The sequence below is a fragment of the Burkholderia sp. WP42 genome, assembly GCF_000745665.1.
GTDB classification, from domain to species: Bacteria; Pseudomonadota; Gammaproteobacteria; order Burkholderiales; family Burkholderiaceae; genus Burkholderia; species Burkholderia vietnamiensis.
In genome coordinates this window covers 96577-109436 of sequence record NZ_JQJT01000017.1, presented here as the reverse complement: position 1 = coordinate 109436, position 12860 = coordinate 96577, and the positions used below count along the sequence as shown (strand labels likewise).

The window sequence follows — 12860 nt, the reverse complement described above, 5'->3', positions numbered from 1 at the left end:
CAATTATTTCCGGACAGCAATTAATACCGTCAAAAAATTATCTTTTGACGACCAAACCGGTTTGAAATAGTATCCAAACCGGTTTGGACATCGATGCCGCCGTCATTCGTTCACCTTTACCGTCAACGGGACAACTCACCGCCATGACACGCTTTCCCTTTTGCCGCGCGACCGCGGCCAAACGTTTGCTGTTCGCCGGCGCCGCACTGGCCGCCTTCGCGGGCGCTGCGCAAGCGCAGACCGCCGGCGCACCCGCGCCCACGCCTCACACGCAGCAGGCGCATGACCCCGAGAGCAACTTCACGATGCGCTGGACCCGTGCGGACATCCGTCAGATCGTCGCACAGTCGCACACGTCCGGCGCCGACCGGAACTCGCTGCCGCAGGCGTTGACGATGCCCGCCATCCCGCAGGATTTCCCGCTGATCAACTCGGACGTCTGGGTGTGGGACACCTGGCCGCTGGCGGACCTGCGCGCGAACCAGCTCAGCTACAAGGGCTGGGAAGTCATCTTCTCGCTGACCGCCGACCCGCACGCCGGCTATACCTTCGACGACCGCCACGTGCATGCGCGCATCGGCTTCTTCTATCGCCGCGCGGGCGTGCCGGCAGCGCTGCGGCCGGCGAACGGCGGCTGGATCTGGGGCGGGCATCTGTTCCCGGACGGGGCGAGCGTGAAGGTGTTCGGCACGTCGCCGATGACCAACAACGCCGAATGGTCGGGCTCCGCGCGCCTCACGCATGGCGACAACGTCAGCCTGTACTACACCGCGACGTCGTTCAACCGCTCGGCACCGGGCGGCGCCGACATCACGCCGCCGCAGGCGATCATCACGCGTGCCGACGGCCATATCCATGCCGACGACAAGCATGTGTGGTTCACCGGCTTCGACGACCACAAGGCGCTGCTGCAGCCCGACGGCAACTACTACCAGACCGGCCAGCAGAACACCTACTTCTCGTTCCGCGACCCGTTCGTGTTCACCGATCCCGCACACCCCGGCAAGACCTACATGGTGTTCGAAGGCAATACCGGCGGCCCCCGCGGCGCACGCACCTGCACGGAAGCCGATCTCGGCTACGCGCCGAACGATCCGTACCGTGAGGACCTCAACGCCGTGATGAACGCGGGCGCAGTGTATCAAAAGGCCAACGTCGGTCTTGCGGTGGCCACCGACCCGCAACTCACCGAGTGGAAGTTCCTGCCGCCGATCCTGTCGGCGAACTGCGTCGACGACCAGACGGAGCGCCCGCAGATCTATCTGAAGGACGGCAAGTACTACCTGTTCACGATCAGCCACCGCACCACGATGGCCGCGGGCGTCGACGGCCCCGACGGCGTCTACGGCTTCGTCGGCAACGGCATCCGCAGCGACTTCCAGCCGCTGAACGGCGGCAGCGGCCTCGTGCTCGGCAACCCGACCGACTTCTCCGCACCGGCCGGCGCCCCGTATGCGCAGGACCCGAATCAGAATCCGCGCGAATTCCAGTCGTATTCGCACTACGTGATGCCGGGCGGGCTCGTCGAGTCGTTCATCGACGCGATCGGCCCGCGCCGCGGCGGCACGCTCGCGCCGACCGTGAAGGTGAACATCAACGGCACGTCGACGGCGGTCGACCGCAGCTACGGCCGCGGCGGCCTCGGCGGATACGGCGAGATTCCGTCGAATCTGCCGGCGACGGGCGCCGGCCACAACGACGGCGGCCCCGGCACGCGGCCGTAACGGGCTCAGGCGGCACACGCCGCCTGCTGCGGAGGCGCACGTCGCGCGTGTCGCGCGTGCGCCTCGCCTTCCGTTCCCCATCACGCGCATGCAGCCGGCGCCGGCAGCGTGCGCGCTTCTCTCCCGCCCCGCACGACGACGCCCGGCCTCTCGCATGACATCGACTTTCCCCTGCTTTTTCCTCCGGCTCGCCGGACTCCTGCTCGCCTGCTCGGCCGGCGTACAGGCGGCGAGCGCCGCCTGCACCGCAACGCCCGCCGACGGCACGCCGCAATGGCGGCCCGCATTCCATTACACGCCGCAACGCAACTGGATGAACGACCCCAACGGCCTCGTCTACGAGAACGGCCGCTATCACCTGTTCTATCAGTACAACCCGCTGGGCGCCGACTGGGGCAACATGTCGTGGGGCCATGCGACCAGCACCGACCTCGTCCACTGGCACGAGCAGCCGGTCGCCATGCGCGCGAACGCGACCGAGGAAATCTTCTCCGGCTCGATCGTCGCGGACCCGCACAACACTTCCGGCCTCGGCACGCCGGGCGACACGCCGCTGATCGCGGTGTACACGAGCGTCTACAAGGAAGGTTCGGGGCACCCGCCGGGCACCCAGGCGCAGTCGATCGCGTACAGCCTCGACCACGGCGCAAGCTGGCAACCGTACGCGCACAATCCGGTACTGACGCTCGATCCGGAATCGAAGGCGTTCCGCGACCCGAAGGTCTCGTGGTACGCGCCGGGGCGCTACTGGCTGATGACGACGGTGGTCGCGGACGCGCAGGTGGTCAAGCTCTACCGTTCCGACGACCTGATCCATTGGTCGTTCCTGAGCGACTTCACGTTGCCGGGCGTGCCGCATGCCGGCGCGCTGTGGGAGATGCCCGATCTCGTGCCGCTGCCCGTCGATGACGATCCGCGGCACATCAAGTGGGTGATGATCGTCAACGTCAATCCGTGGTCGATTGCCGGCGGCTCCGGCGCGATGTACTTCGTCGGCGAGTTCGACGGCCGCACGTTCGTTCCCGACCGTGTCGCCCCGGCCGGCTCCGACCCTGCGCAATTCCGCTGGGTCGATCACGGCGCCGACTTCTACGCGGCCGGGACGTTTTCCGGTGCGCCGGGCCGCCGCCCGCTCGCGATCGCGTGGATGAGCAACTGGGACTACGCGGCGAAATCGCCGACCGCGCCGTGGCGCGGCGCGATGACGTTGCCGCGCGAACTCGCACTCGAGACGATCGACGGGGAGCCGACGCTCGTCGTCACGCCGGCCGCTGCATTCACCGGCTGGGCCGACCGGCGGCCCGCGGTGCACGTGGGCACGCTGGAAGTCGATTCGGCCGCGCGCGCATTGCCGCCGGCCACCCGCGGCGTCGCACAACGCATCGAGGTGACGATCGCACCTGGGCAGGCGGCCCGCGCAGGCGTCGTCGTGCGGGCGTCGGCGGACGGCTCGATCGGCACGCGCATCGTGTACGACACCGCCGCGCGCACGCTGACGCTCGACCGCTCACGCTCCGGCACACCTGACTTCGCCGCCACCTTCAGCCGCCAGCACATCGTCGCCTTGCCGCTCGAGAACGGCTTGCTGCGACTCGACATCATCGTCGATCGCGGGTCCGTCGAAGTGTTTGCCAACGGCGGCCGCACGGTGCTGACGGACGTGGTCTTCCCGCCCGCCGACGCGGACCGGGTTTCGGTATTCGTCGAACGGGGCACTGCGACGTTCTCGGGACTGACGGTGACGCCGCTCGGCGCGCACGACCGGGCCGGCGAAGGCGACTGCGTGGCTTCTGCGCGCTAGCGACACGAACGCCCGGCCGGCACAGCGGCACGCATGCCGCTGCGCCGGCCACGCGCTCAGAGCAAGCCCATCCCGCCCGACGCGATGATCTCCGCGCCCACGATGAACGCCGATTCGGGCGCGCTCAGATGCAGCACGGTCGAAGCGATTTCGTCAGGCGTGCCGAACCGGCCGAGGGGCACGAGCCCCTTGATCTTGTCGGCGGTCTCGTCGAGCGTCGCCGCGTCGAGCCCGAGCTTGCCGTACAGCGGCGTCTGGACCGGCCCCGGGCTCACCACGTTCACGCGCACGCCGTTCGGCAGCAACTCCGTCGACAGCGTCTTCGCCAACGAATTGACCGCGGCCTTGCTCGCCGCATACACCGACGAGCCCGGCATGCCGATATGCGCGTTGATCGAGCCGTTGATCACGATCGACGCGCCGCGATTCAACAGCGGGACGAGCGCCTGGATCTGGAAATACGCGCCCTTCACGTTGGTGTCGAACACGAGGTCCCACAGCGCCTCGTCGGTGTCCGCGAACGGCGCGAGTTTGGCGACGCCCGCGTTGACGAACACCGCATCGAGCCGCACGCCGGCCGCGCCGAGCGCGTCGGCCAGCGCGCGCGCCGACGCGACGCTGCCGACTTCGTTGCGGATCGCGAGCGCGCCGTGCCCGAGCGTCGCGCGGGCCGCTTCGAGCGTCTGCTCGTCGCGGCCGGTGATGACGACGCGCGCGCCTTCGGCCGCGAATGCCCGTGCGGCCGCCAGGCCGATGCCGCTGTTGCCGCCCGTGACGAGTACCGTCTTTCCTTCGAAGCGTTGCATGATGTTCTCCTGTGAACCGGTGAGTTGACCGTGAACACAGGATGCGCGCGTCGCCCGGCCGTGCCGTACGAGCGGCACGACGAACACGTTCGAAAACGTCGAACGAGTCGATGGAGCCGCACTTTGCGCCGCGCGTCGCGCCCTCACCCGGTCACGTCGATTCCGTCGAGCAACCGCTGCGCGAGCCGCGGCTCGCGCAGCCGTTCCAGCCACCATTGCAGCGCGCGGCCGTCGCGGTCGCCGCGCCACGCGACGTACAGCACGTTCGGTTCGCGCGGATCGGCGGTCTCCTTCTCGAGCAGCTCGCCGCGCGCCAGCAGCGTCGCGGCGCGTCGGCGCGGCAGCCAGCCGACGCCGAGCGCGTCGCGCTGCGCGAGGATCTTCGCGCGCATCGACGGCACCGCGAGCAGCGACTGGCCGCCGAGCAGCCCGTACGCGCGGCCGACGGCCCGGCGCGACGAATCGGCGACCACGACCGCGCGATGGGCGCCGATCGCGTCGCGGCTGAGCGGCCCGGCCACCGATGCGAGCGGATGGCGCGGCGCGACCGCGAACACCCATTCCATCGCCCCGAGTTCGAACCATTTGAAGCCGGGGATGGCCGGCGGCTCGTTGGTCGCACCGATGACCAGATCGGCGCGGCCGTCGCGCAGCGCCTCCCACGTGCCGCCGAGCACCTCGTGCGTGAAGCGCAGCGACACGCCCGACTCGAGCGCATCGAACGCGCGTACGACCGGCAGCAGCGTATCGAACTCGAGCACCTCGTCGCTGACGATCCACAGCCGGTCCTCCCAGCCGCTCGCGACCTGCCGCACGCGCTGCGTGAGCCGCGCGACGTCGAGCGCGAGGCGCGCCGCCTCGTCGGTCAGCAGCTGACCGGCCGGCGTGAGCTGCAGCCGGTAGCCGCGCCGGTCGAACAACAGCGCGTCGAAGCGGGTTTCGAGCTGCCGCGCCGCGTGCGAGATCGTCGACGGCGCCTTGCCGAGCCGCGCGGCGGCGCGCGACAGGCTACCGGTCGCCCGGATCGCATCGAGCAACGCGAGTTCGTCTTCGGACAGCATGAGGGCACTCCGGTCGCGGTAATGGAGTCGATCCTAAGGCAGCGGCGAGCGGCGGTCCAATCGGATCGACCGCAGGCATCCACCGGCGGGATCCACCGCAGGGCGGCCGCCGCCTCCCCGCGCCGCAATGGCTCGTCCGCCCACCGACCCATCCGCGATCCGCTCACGCCGCTCTGCCGCCGCTGTTCCGGTATGCTGACCGACACCCCATTCCGCTACGTCGAGGTAACCACTGCAATGGACATCGCGATCCGCATCGAAGGCCGGCACGACCTGACCGGGCAAATCTTCCGGCAATTGCGCACCGCGATCGTCGACGGGCGGCTGGAAGGCGGCGCGCGGCTGCCGTCCACCCGCGATCTCGCGAAGCAGCTCGGCGTATCGCGCAAGACGACGCTCGACGCGTTCGAGCGCCTCGTCGCCGAGGGTTATCTGACCGCGCGCGCGGGCGACGGCACGTTCGTCGCCGACGGCCTCGCGCGCGTGCCGCATGCGGCCGCGGCCGCCGCGTCGCTGGTCGACGGCACGCCGCCGCCCGCCGCCGTCAGCGCACTGGCGCTGTGGGACGAACTGCCCGACACGCTCGCCATGCCAGCGCCGCAGGACTCGCCCGCGTTCGACTTCCGCGGCGGCGTGACCGACAAGGCGCTGTTCCCGTTCGACGCGTGGCGGCGCTGCCTGCATCACGCGTTGCGCCAGCAGGCGCGCGGCCCCGGCCAGTACCACGACCCTGCCGGCGACGCGCAGCTGCGCGGCGCGATCGCCCGCTACGTCGGGTTCAGCCGCGCGGTCGCGTGCGGCTGGGACGACGTGCTGGTCACCCAGGGCGCACAACAGGCGCTCGACCTCGTCGCGCGCGTGATGCTGCGGCCCGGCGACGTGGTCGCCGTCGAGAATCCCGGCTATCCGCCCGCGCGCGCGGCGTTCGCGTCACTCGGCGCCACGGTGGCGGGCGTGCCGGTCGACGCGCACGGCCTCGTGATCGAGCAACTACCCGACGACGCACGGCTCGTCTACGTGACGCCGTCGCACCAGTTCCCGCTCGGGATGCCGATGACGCTCGAGCGGCGCATCGCGCTGCTCGAATGGGCGCAGCGCCGCCGCGCGGTGATCGTCGAAGACGACTACGACGGCGAATTCCGCTTCGAGGGCCGGCCGGTGGAATCGTTGAAGAGCCTCGACCGTACCGGCCTCGTCGTGTACGTCGGCACGTTCTCCAAAACGATCTTTCCCGAACTGCGGATCGGCTATGCGATCGCGCCGCGCGCGCTCCGCGGCGCGCTCGCGAAGGCGCGGCAGATCGTCGGCTGGCACAGCTGCACGCTGACGCAGGCGGCGCTCGCCCGCTTCATGCTCGAAGGCGATTTCGCGCGGCATCTGCGGCGCGTGCAGAAGCACTACGACGCGCGCCGCAAGATGCTGCTCGCGCATCTGCACGGCGAGCTGGCGCACTGGTTCGACGCGATCGTGCCGACCGCCGGCATCCACGTGGCCGCGCCGCTGAAACCGGGGCTCGACGAAACGGCGCTGATCCGGGCGGCCCGCGCAGAAGGCATCGGGCTGTACGGAATCTCGGGCTTCCACGTCGGCGCGGGCGCACGCGCCGGGCTGCTGTTCGGATACGGCGGAATCGACGCGCTGCGCATCGACACCGCGCTCGCCCGGCTCGCCGTGCTGCTGAAATCCGGGGGTGCCGGTGCGATGCCGGTGGTCACCTGACTTTCCCCGGAATTGGTCATTCAAGCGGGCCAGTGGCACGCTTAAAGTGGGTCCTGTCGCGCCGCCGTGCGCACCAACCGAATGAGGACCCGTGATGCAACCCCGCCTGAACTTCTATACCGCCAACCCGAACGCGATCAAGGTGATGCGCAACGCCGAGGAATTCCTCGCGAAGTGCTCGATCGAAAAGCCGCTCGCCGAGCTGGTCCGCCTGCGCGCGTCGCAGATCAACGGCTGCGCGTTCTGCGTCGACATGCACACGAGCGATGCCCGCAAGGGCGGCGAAACCGATCGCCGCCTCGCGACCGTCGTCACGTGGCGCGAGACGCCGTTCTTCACCGAGCGCGAACGCGCAGCGCTCGAATGGACCGAAGCGTTGACGCTCGTCGCCGGCAGCCACGTGCCCGATTCGGTGTGGGAAGCCGTCCGGCCGCACTTCACCGATGAAGAACTGTTCGACCTGTCGATGCTGATCGCCACGATCAATTCGTGGAACCGCTTCGCGATCGCGTTCCGCAAGATGCCCGAGTAAGGAGCCGACGATGACGCAAACGAGCATGACGTTGCGCCGCGCGCTCGTCGGCGCGGCGCTCGCGCTGGGCGTCGCGCTGCCGGCCGCCGCGCAGGCGCACGACGGCGGCGACAACGTGCACGCCATCCTGCAGCAGCCGGTGCCCGAAGCGCCGGGCCGACTCGCGGTGGTCGCGACCGTCGACTACGCGCCCGGTCAGGCATCCGCCGCCCACAAGCATCTCGGCTCGGTGTTCGCGGTCGTGTCGAAAGGCGAAGTGCTGTCGCAGGTGAACGACGGCCCGCTGCGCCGTTATCGCGCCGGCGAAGGCTGGTACGAGCCGCCCGGCTCGCGCCACATGGTGTCGCGCAATGCGAGCGCGACAGAACCGGCGCAGCTCGTCGTGTTCGGGTTGACCGGCGAGCATCAGCCGCTGAAGTCGCCGATCGACCAGTGATCGGGGCGCCACACAAAGGCACGCGCCGTAAACGAGAAAACCGGCCCGAAGGCCGGTTTCGTACCGCATGCCGTGAGCGGCGCTCGCGCGCCGCGCGACATCAGAAGCGGTGGATCATGCCAACGCCGGCAGCGATCTGGTTCTGCTTCGAACCTGCGCCCACGCCGTCGCCGATCGACGTCGTTGCTGCCTGGATGCCGCCAGTCTTGTTCAGCGTGTTGCCGCTTGCGTGCTGGTAAGCCTCGACTGCGTACAGGCCCGTGCGCTTCGACAGGCTGTAGTACTGCGACAGCGTGACCTGGTGGTACTTGGCCGAGCTCGAGATGCCGTTCGATTGCGTTGCCGCCGTGTACGAGTAGCCTGCCGCGAAGTCCCACTGCGGCGCTGCCTTCCAATGCAGCACGGCGCCTGCCGTGTTGAAGATCGCCGTGTTGCGGAACGCCGAACCGACGCCCGGAACGTACTGGACGTTCGTGTACGACACGGACACGTCCCATGCCGGCGTGAACTGGTAGCCGGCCGTCACACCGAGGCGCTGCTGCGTTTGCGCCGTCTGGTAGCCGCTGTTGATCGACGACACGGCCGGCTGGCCGCCGCTCGTGACCGTCGAGTTGTCGCCCCACACGCCGCCGCCGAGCGTCGAGTTGTTGACCTTCTGGAAGCCGACCGCGATGCCTGCCGGGCCGTTCAGGTACTGGATCGCCGCGCTCCAGGTCGAGCCGCGGTTGAAGCTGCCTGCGACGCCGCCGAGCGAGTACGAACCGCCGACCGTGAAGCCGTAGAACTTCGGCGACATGTAGACGAGCGAGTTGTTCGCGCGGTAGCTGGTGTCGAGCGAGTCGATATCGCCCGGGTGTGCGCCGTAGTAACCGGTCAGCCAGGTCGTCGGGCTATACGGCGACAGCAGCGTGTAGTACGCGGTGTACTGACGGCCGGCCGTCAGCGTACCGTACGTCTGGTTGGTCAGGCCAACCCACGCCTGACGCGTGAAGATGCCGTTCGCCCATTGCGACGAGCCGTTGTTCGCGTTGAACCCGGCTTCCAGTTGGAAAATCGCCTTCGTGCCGCCGCCGAGGTCTTCGCTGCCCTTCAGGCCGAAGCGGCTGCCTGCCCAGATGCCGGTGGCCATCTGCACCTTCGAGTGGCCGCCCGAGGTCGCGCCGGTTCCCGACGAATTGTTCTGCCAAGCGATGGCGTTGTCGACGATACCGTACAGGGTCACGCTGCTCTGAGCGTGGGCTGCGGTTGCGGCTGCGAGACCCGCTGCCGTCATGGCGAAAGCGACGCGCTTTTTCATTGATTCTCCGTCCTCAAAGAATGATTTCTTTTCTGGTGTGGTTTTATGACTGACACATGTGCGAGTACATGCCGGTGCGATTCTGACGGATTACCAATCGTTTCCCAACACGTGCGGTCGGTCATCGTATGATCGACGCAACGCGGTGGTTCACCAAGCGGTTACCTAACACCTGAAAACGCTTACGCAGCGGGCCTTTCCGGCATTTCCCGGTGAAAACCCTAGCTTTACATTTTTACGGGTGCAACGCGACCGCCCGATGTCGTCAGACGCCTTCGGCACAAAGTGCCCGGCCGAGGCGCGGCCCCCTGGCCGAAGACTGATCACACCGCCGCGCAGGATCGCTGACATTCATGACAGCCACATTTCGGAACACGAAATCGTGAAAACGTTTTTGTACGGAGACGGGCGCTGAATGGAAACGGCCCGCGAACGCGGGCCGAAGAATGCTGCGGAAGAATGCCGCCGAGCGACGCTGCTGCCGGCAGCGCGGCTCGGCGCGCGTCAGGACGCGCGGCCCGTCTGCGCGAGCCGCGCGTTGACCGCGCCGACGAGCGCGTTCAGGCGCGCACGAACCGCCGCGTTCGAGCCGACGAGCGCGAGCGACGCCGCCATGATCCGGTAGATGCGCTTGCGCGGCACTTTCGCCGGCCGGGCCGGATCGAGCCACGCGTCGTGGCCGGCGAGGCGTTCGAGCGTCTCGAGGCCGATCATGATCGGCCACAGACACGCCAGCCGCAGCCGCACGAAGCGGCGCGGAATCGCGAGCGTGTACAGGCATGCGTCGCGATACAGGTCGAGCGCCACGCGCAGCAGGTCGACCAGCACGCCGCGCGCACGCGCCGACGCGTGCGGCGCCATCAGTTCGGCGACGCCGACGCCGTGCGCGGCCAGCACGTCGTCCGGCAGATAGCAGCGGCCGATCCGCAGATCCTTCGGGCAATCGCGCAGGATGTTGGTCATCTGCAATGCCTTGCCGAAGCGGATGCCCTTCTCGCGCATGTCCGCGCAGTCCCAGCCGCGCGCGGCGCGCGTGTGCGCGGCCGTCATGTCGGTCCAGAATTCGCCGACGCAGCCGGCGACCAGATACGTGTAGCGATCGAGCGCGTCGCGCGTCGGCAGCGACGCGACCTGCCCCGACTGCTCGTCGGGGAACGTGCGCAGGTCGAACTCCATCCCCGACGTGAGCGTCGCGACGACCTTGCGGATCGCCGCGCGGTCCGCGTCCGGCTGCGCGCGCAGCAGCGCGAGCATCGGCTCCATCGAGCCGAGCAGCACGTGCTCGTGCGAATCGGCCTGCATCCGCGTCACGTCGTCGAGCGAGCGCGACAGCGCCGCGCCGTCGCCGAGCCGCTCGATCTCGTCGCGCAGGCCATTCAGCAGCGTCGCGCGCCGCTCGGGCGCGACCAGCGCGGTGTCGGCGATGGTGTCGGCCGCGCGCGCGAGCAGATAGGCGAGGCCGACGGGTTCGCGCATGCCGTCGGGCAATACGCGCAGCGTCAGGTAGAAGGAGCGGGAAACGTTTTTCAGCAGATCGCCGAGCAGGTAGGCGGGTTCGGTATGAGTCGTCATGGGTCGGTCAGGGTCGGCCGGCGCGGGCGCCGGCCGCCAACCGGCGCCGGGCGCCCGCGCCGGCCCGCGATTCGCCGCACCGCCGCGTGCACGCGAGACGCGGCCCGACGCGGCGATGCAAAAGTCCCGCAAGTTTAGTGCATCCGGCGCGACTGCTGCCGCCGGCGCACCGACCGACCGCCGTGCGCGGCCCCCCCGCCTCGCCTGCCCCGCGCTTGCCGCGCCGCGCTCAGATCACGCGGAAGTGGTGCGTGCCGTCGCGCTTCAGTTGCTCGACCAGCCCGTACTCCCAGTCGAGATACGCCTGCATCGCCGCGCTCGCATTGTCGGTGCCCTCGTACGGCCGCCGGTAACGGTCGACGCGCGGCGAAGCCAGATGCGTGTCGCCGTGCTCGAGCGGCAGCCCCGCGTCGATCCACGCGGCCGTGCCGCCCGTCAGCACCGAGATGGGCGCGGACGCCGGCAGCAACGCGCGCGCGTCGTCGGCCGCGAAGCGCGCGAGCAGGCTCGACCCGCACGTGAACACGTAGCGCTGCGCAGGCGGGATCGCGCGGAGCGCGTCGCGCAGCTGCGCACGCACGACGAACCACGCGCCGGGGATGTGGCGCTTCACGTAGTTGGCGCTGGTCGTCACGTCGACGATCGCGATCTCGCCGGCGCCCGCTTCGCGCAGCCAGCCGGCGAGCGTCGCAGGCGCCACCTCGGCCGCCTGCGGCGCGGCCGGCACGGCGCGCGGCGGCTGGCCGCGCTCGGTGAACGCGGCCGGATCGACCGGTTCGAGCACGCGCACGTCCCAGCCCATCTGCGCGAGCCACGACGCGGTCATGTCGGCGCGCACGCCGTCGTCGTCGGCCAGCACGATCCGCGCGCCGCGCACGGCCGCGTGATGATCGGTCTCCTGCACGAGCTGGCCGCCCGGCGTGCCGAGGAAGCCCGGCAAGTGGCCGGCTTCGTATTCTTCGGGCGTGCGCACGTCGAAGCGGTACAGCGTGCGGCCCGGCTCGTCGAGCGCGGCCAGTTCGGTGAGCGTGATGCGCGGCACGCCGGCGCGCTCGGCCACCGCGCGCGCCGCGCGGCGCGCTTCGTCGCGTTGCGCGGGTTCGACGTCGTCCGGGAAGCGCCGCGCGGCGCCATGCTCGAGCGTCTGTCCCGCGAGCGTCCAGCCGATCGTGCCGTTGCGCAGCGCGGCCACCGGGTTCGGCAGGCCGGCGTTGATCAGCGACTGCGTGCCGATGATGCTGCGCGTGCGCCCCGCGCAGTTCACCACGACCTGAGTCGCCGGGTTCGGCGCGAGCGCGCGCACGCGCAGCACGAGCTCCGCGCCCGGCACACTGGTCGAGGTCGGGATGTTCATCGTCTGGTATTCGTCGTAGCGGCGCGCATCGACGATCACGACGTCGGCCTGCGCGTCGATCAGCGCCTGCACTTCCTCGGCGGACAGCGACGGCGTGTGGCGCTCGGCTTCGACCCATTCGCCGAACGCCTTGCTCGGCACGTTGACGTCGATGAACAGCTCGCCGCCGGCCGCGCGCCAGCCCGCGAGGCCGCCGTCGAGCACGCGCACGTCGGTGTAGCCGAGCTGCGCGAGCTTCGCGGCGGCGCGCGGCGCGAGATCCTCGCCGCCGGCTTCGCCGAAGACGACGATCGGCGTGTCGCGGCGCGGAATGCGCGTCCATGCGTCGAGTTCGAGCTTCGACAGCGGCAAGTTGGCGGCCCACAACGGATGGCCCTGTGCGTACGGATCTTCCTCGCGCACGTCGATCAGCGCGAGTTCGTCGCGTGCCAGCAGGCGTGCGCGGACGTCTTCGTACGTCGCGACGGGAAAACGGGGAAGGGAATCGGCGGATTGCGTCACGGTGTCTCGGTCGGATTCGGTTGAAGTCGTTGAAAAGCGAAGCGGGCGTCGGATGGA

General features: G+C 69.5%; 10 protein-coding genes. 5 read left to right on the top strand and 5 right to left on the bottom strand.

The window, feature by feature from the left end:
• Positions 1–143: 143 nt before the first annotated feature.
• Entirely contained in the window at positions 144–1724 is a 1581-nt protein-coding gene (locus EX20_RS10630; protein ID WP_034193502.1) for a glycoside hydrolase family 68 protein, read from the top strand.
• Positions 1725–1878: 154 nt separating this feature from the next.
• Positions 1879–3525 (top strand): glycoside hydrolase family 32 protein, encoded by a 1647-nt coding sequence (locus tag EX20_RS10625; protein ID WP_034193501.1) that lies wholly within the window; start codon positions 1879–1881, stop codon positions 3523–3525.
• Positions 3526–3581: 56 nt separating this feature from the next.
• Here EX20_RS10625 and EX20_RS10620 read toward each other — a convergent pair whose 3' ends face one another.
• Both EX20_RS10620 and EX20_RS10615 read right to left on the bottom strand, forming a co-directional pair.
• Positions 3582–4331 (bottom strand): SDR family oxidoreductase, encoded by a 750-nt coding sequence (locus tag EX20_RS10620; RefSeq protein ID WP_034193500.1) that lies wholly within the window; start codon positions 4329–4331, stop codon positions 3582–3584.
• Positions 4332–4474: 143 nt separating this feature from the next.
• The gene (locus EX20_RS10615; protein ID WP_011882118.1) at positions 4475–5392 is read right to left on the bottom strand and encodes a LysR family transcriptional regulator; all 918 of its coding nucleotides are present in this window, start codon (positions 5390–5392) and stop codon (positions 4475–4477) included.
• A 237-nt stretch (positions 5393–5629) separates the two neighbouring features.
• Between EX20_RS10615 and EX20_RS10610 the strand changes: the two genes are divergently transcribed.
• The 3 genes from EX20_RS10610 (at position 5630) to EX20_RS10600 (ending at position 8079) form a co-directional block, all read left to right on the top strand.
• A complete protein-coding gene (locus EX20_RS10610; RefSeq protein ID WP_014724964.1) occupies positions 5630–7111 on the top strand; it encodes a MocR-like pyridoxine biosynthesis transcription factor PdxR in 1482 nt (493 codons plus the stop codon).
• A 94-nt stretch (positions 7112–7205) separates the two neighbouring features.
• A complete protein-coding gene (locus EX20_RS10605) occupies positions 7206–7643 on the top strand; it encodes a carboxymuconolactone decarboxylase family protein (protein ID WP_011882116.1) in 438 nt (145 codons plus the stop codon).
• Between the two features lie 10 nt (positions 7644–7653).
• Positions 7654–8079, top strand: a complete 426-nt coding sequence (locus EX20_RS10600; protein ID WP_011882115.1) for a cupin domain-containing protein — start codon at positions 7654–7656, stop codon at positions 8077–8079.
• Positions 8080–8179: 100 nt separating this feature from the next.
• Here EX20_RS10600 and EX20_RS10595 read toward each other — a convergent pair whose 3' ends face one another.
• The 3 genes from EX20_RS10595 to EX20_RS10585 all read right to left on the bottom strand — a co-directional run bounded on the left by EX20_RS10595 (position 8180) and on the right by EX20_RS10585 (position 12803).
• Positions 8180–9376, bottom strand: coding sequence for a porin (locus tag EX20_RS10595; RefSeq protein ID WP_011882114.1), 1197 nt, complete (start codon positions 9374–9376; stop codon positions 8180–8182).
• 504 nt (positions 9377–9880) lie between these two features.
• A complete protein-coding gene (locus EX20_RS10590) occupies positions 9881–10948 on the bottom strand; it encodes a phytoene/squalene synthase family protein (protein ID WP_034193499.1) in 1068 nt (355 codons plus the stop codon).
• A 229-nt stretch (positions 10949–11177) separates the two neighbouring features.
• The gene (locus tag EX20_RS10585) at positions 11178–12803 is read right to left on the bottom strand and encodes a rhodanese-related sulfurtransferase (protein ID WP_034193498.1); all 1626 of its coding nucleotides are present in this window, start codon (positions 12801–12803) and stop codon (positions 11178–11180) included.
• Between the last annotated feature and the right edge of the window lie 57 nt (positions 12804–12860).

What these genes read in the sequence shown, in the direction of transcription:
- EX20_RS10600 (WP_011882115.1), top strand. Translation starts at nt 7,654, where the DNA reads ATGACGCAAACGAGCATGACGTTGCGCCGCGCGCTCGTCGGCGCGGCG.
- EX20_RS10605 (WP_011882116.1), top strand. Translation starts at nt 7,206, where the DNA reads ATGCAACCCCGCCTGAACTTCTATACCGCCAACCCGAACGCGATCAAG.
- EX20_RS10615 (WP_011882118.1), bottom strand. Translation starts at nt 5,392, where the DNA reads ATGCTGTCCGAAGACGAACTCGCGTTGCTCGATGCGATCCGGGCGACC.
- EX20_RS10630 (WP_034193502.1), top strand. Translation starts at nt 144, where the DNA reads ATGACACGCTTTCCCTTTTGCCGCGCGACCGCGGCCAAACGTTTGCTG.
- EX20_RS10595 (WP_011882114.1), bottom strand. Translation starts at nt 9,376, where the DNA reads ATGAAAAAGCGCGTCGCTTTCGCCATGACGGCAGCGGGTCTCGCAGCC.
- EX20_RS10610 (WP_014724964.1), top strand. Translation starts at nt 5,630, where the DNA reads ATGGACATCGCGATCCGCATCGAAGGCCGGCACGACCTGACCGGGCAA.
- EX20_RS10620 (WP_034193500.1), bottom strand. Translation starts at nt 4,331, where the DNA reads ATGCAACGCTTCGAAGGAAAGACGGTACTCGTCACGGGCGGCAACAGC.
- EX20_RS10625 (WP_034193501.1), top strand. Translation starts at nt 1,879, where the DNA reads ATGACATCGACTTTCCCCTGCTTTTTCCTCCGGCTCGCCGGACTCCTG.
- EX20_RS10590 (WP_034193499.1), bottom strand. Translation starts at nt 10,948, where the DNA reads ATGACGACTCATACCGAACCCGCCTACCTGCTCGGCGATCTGCTGAAA.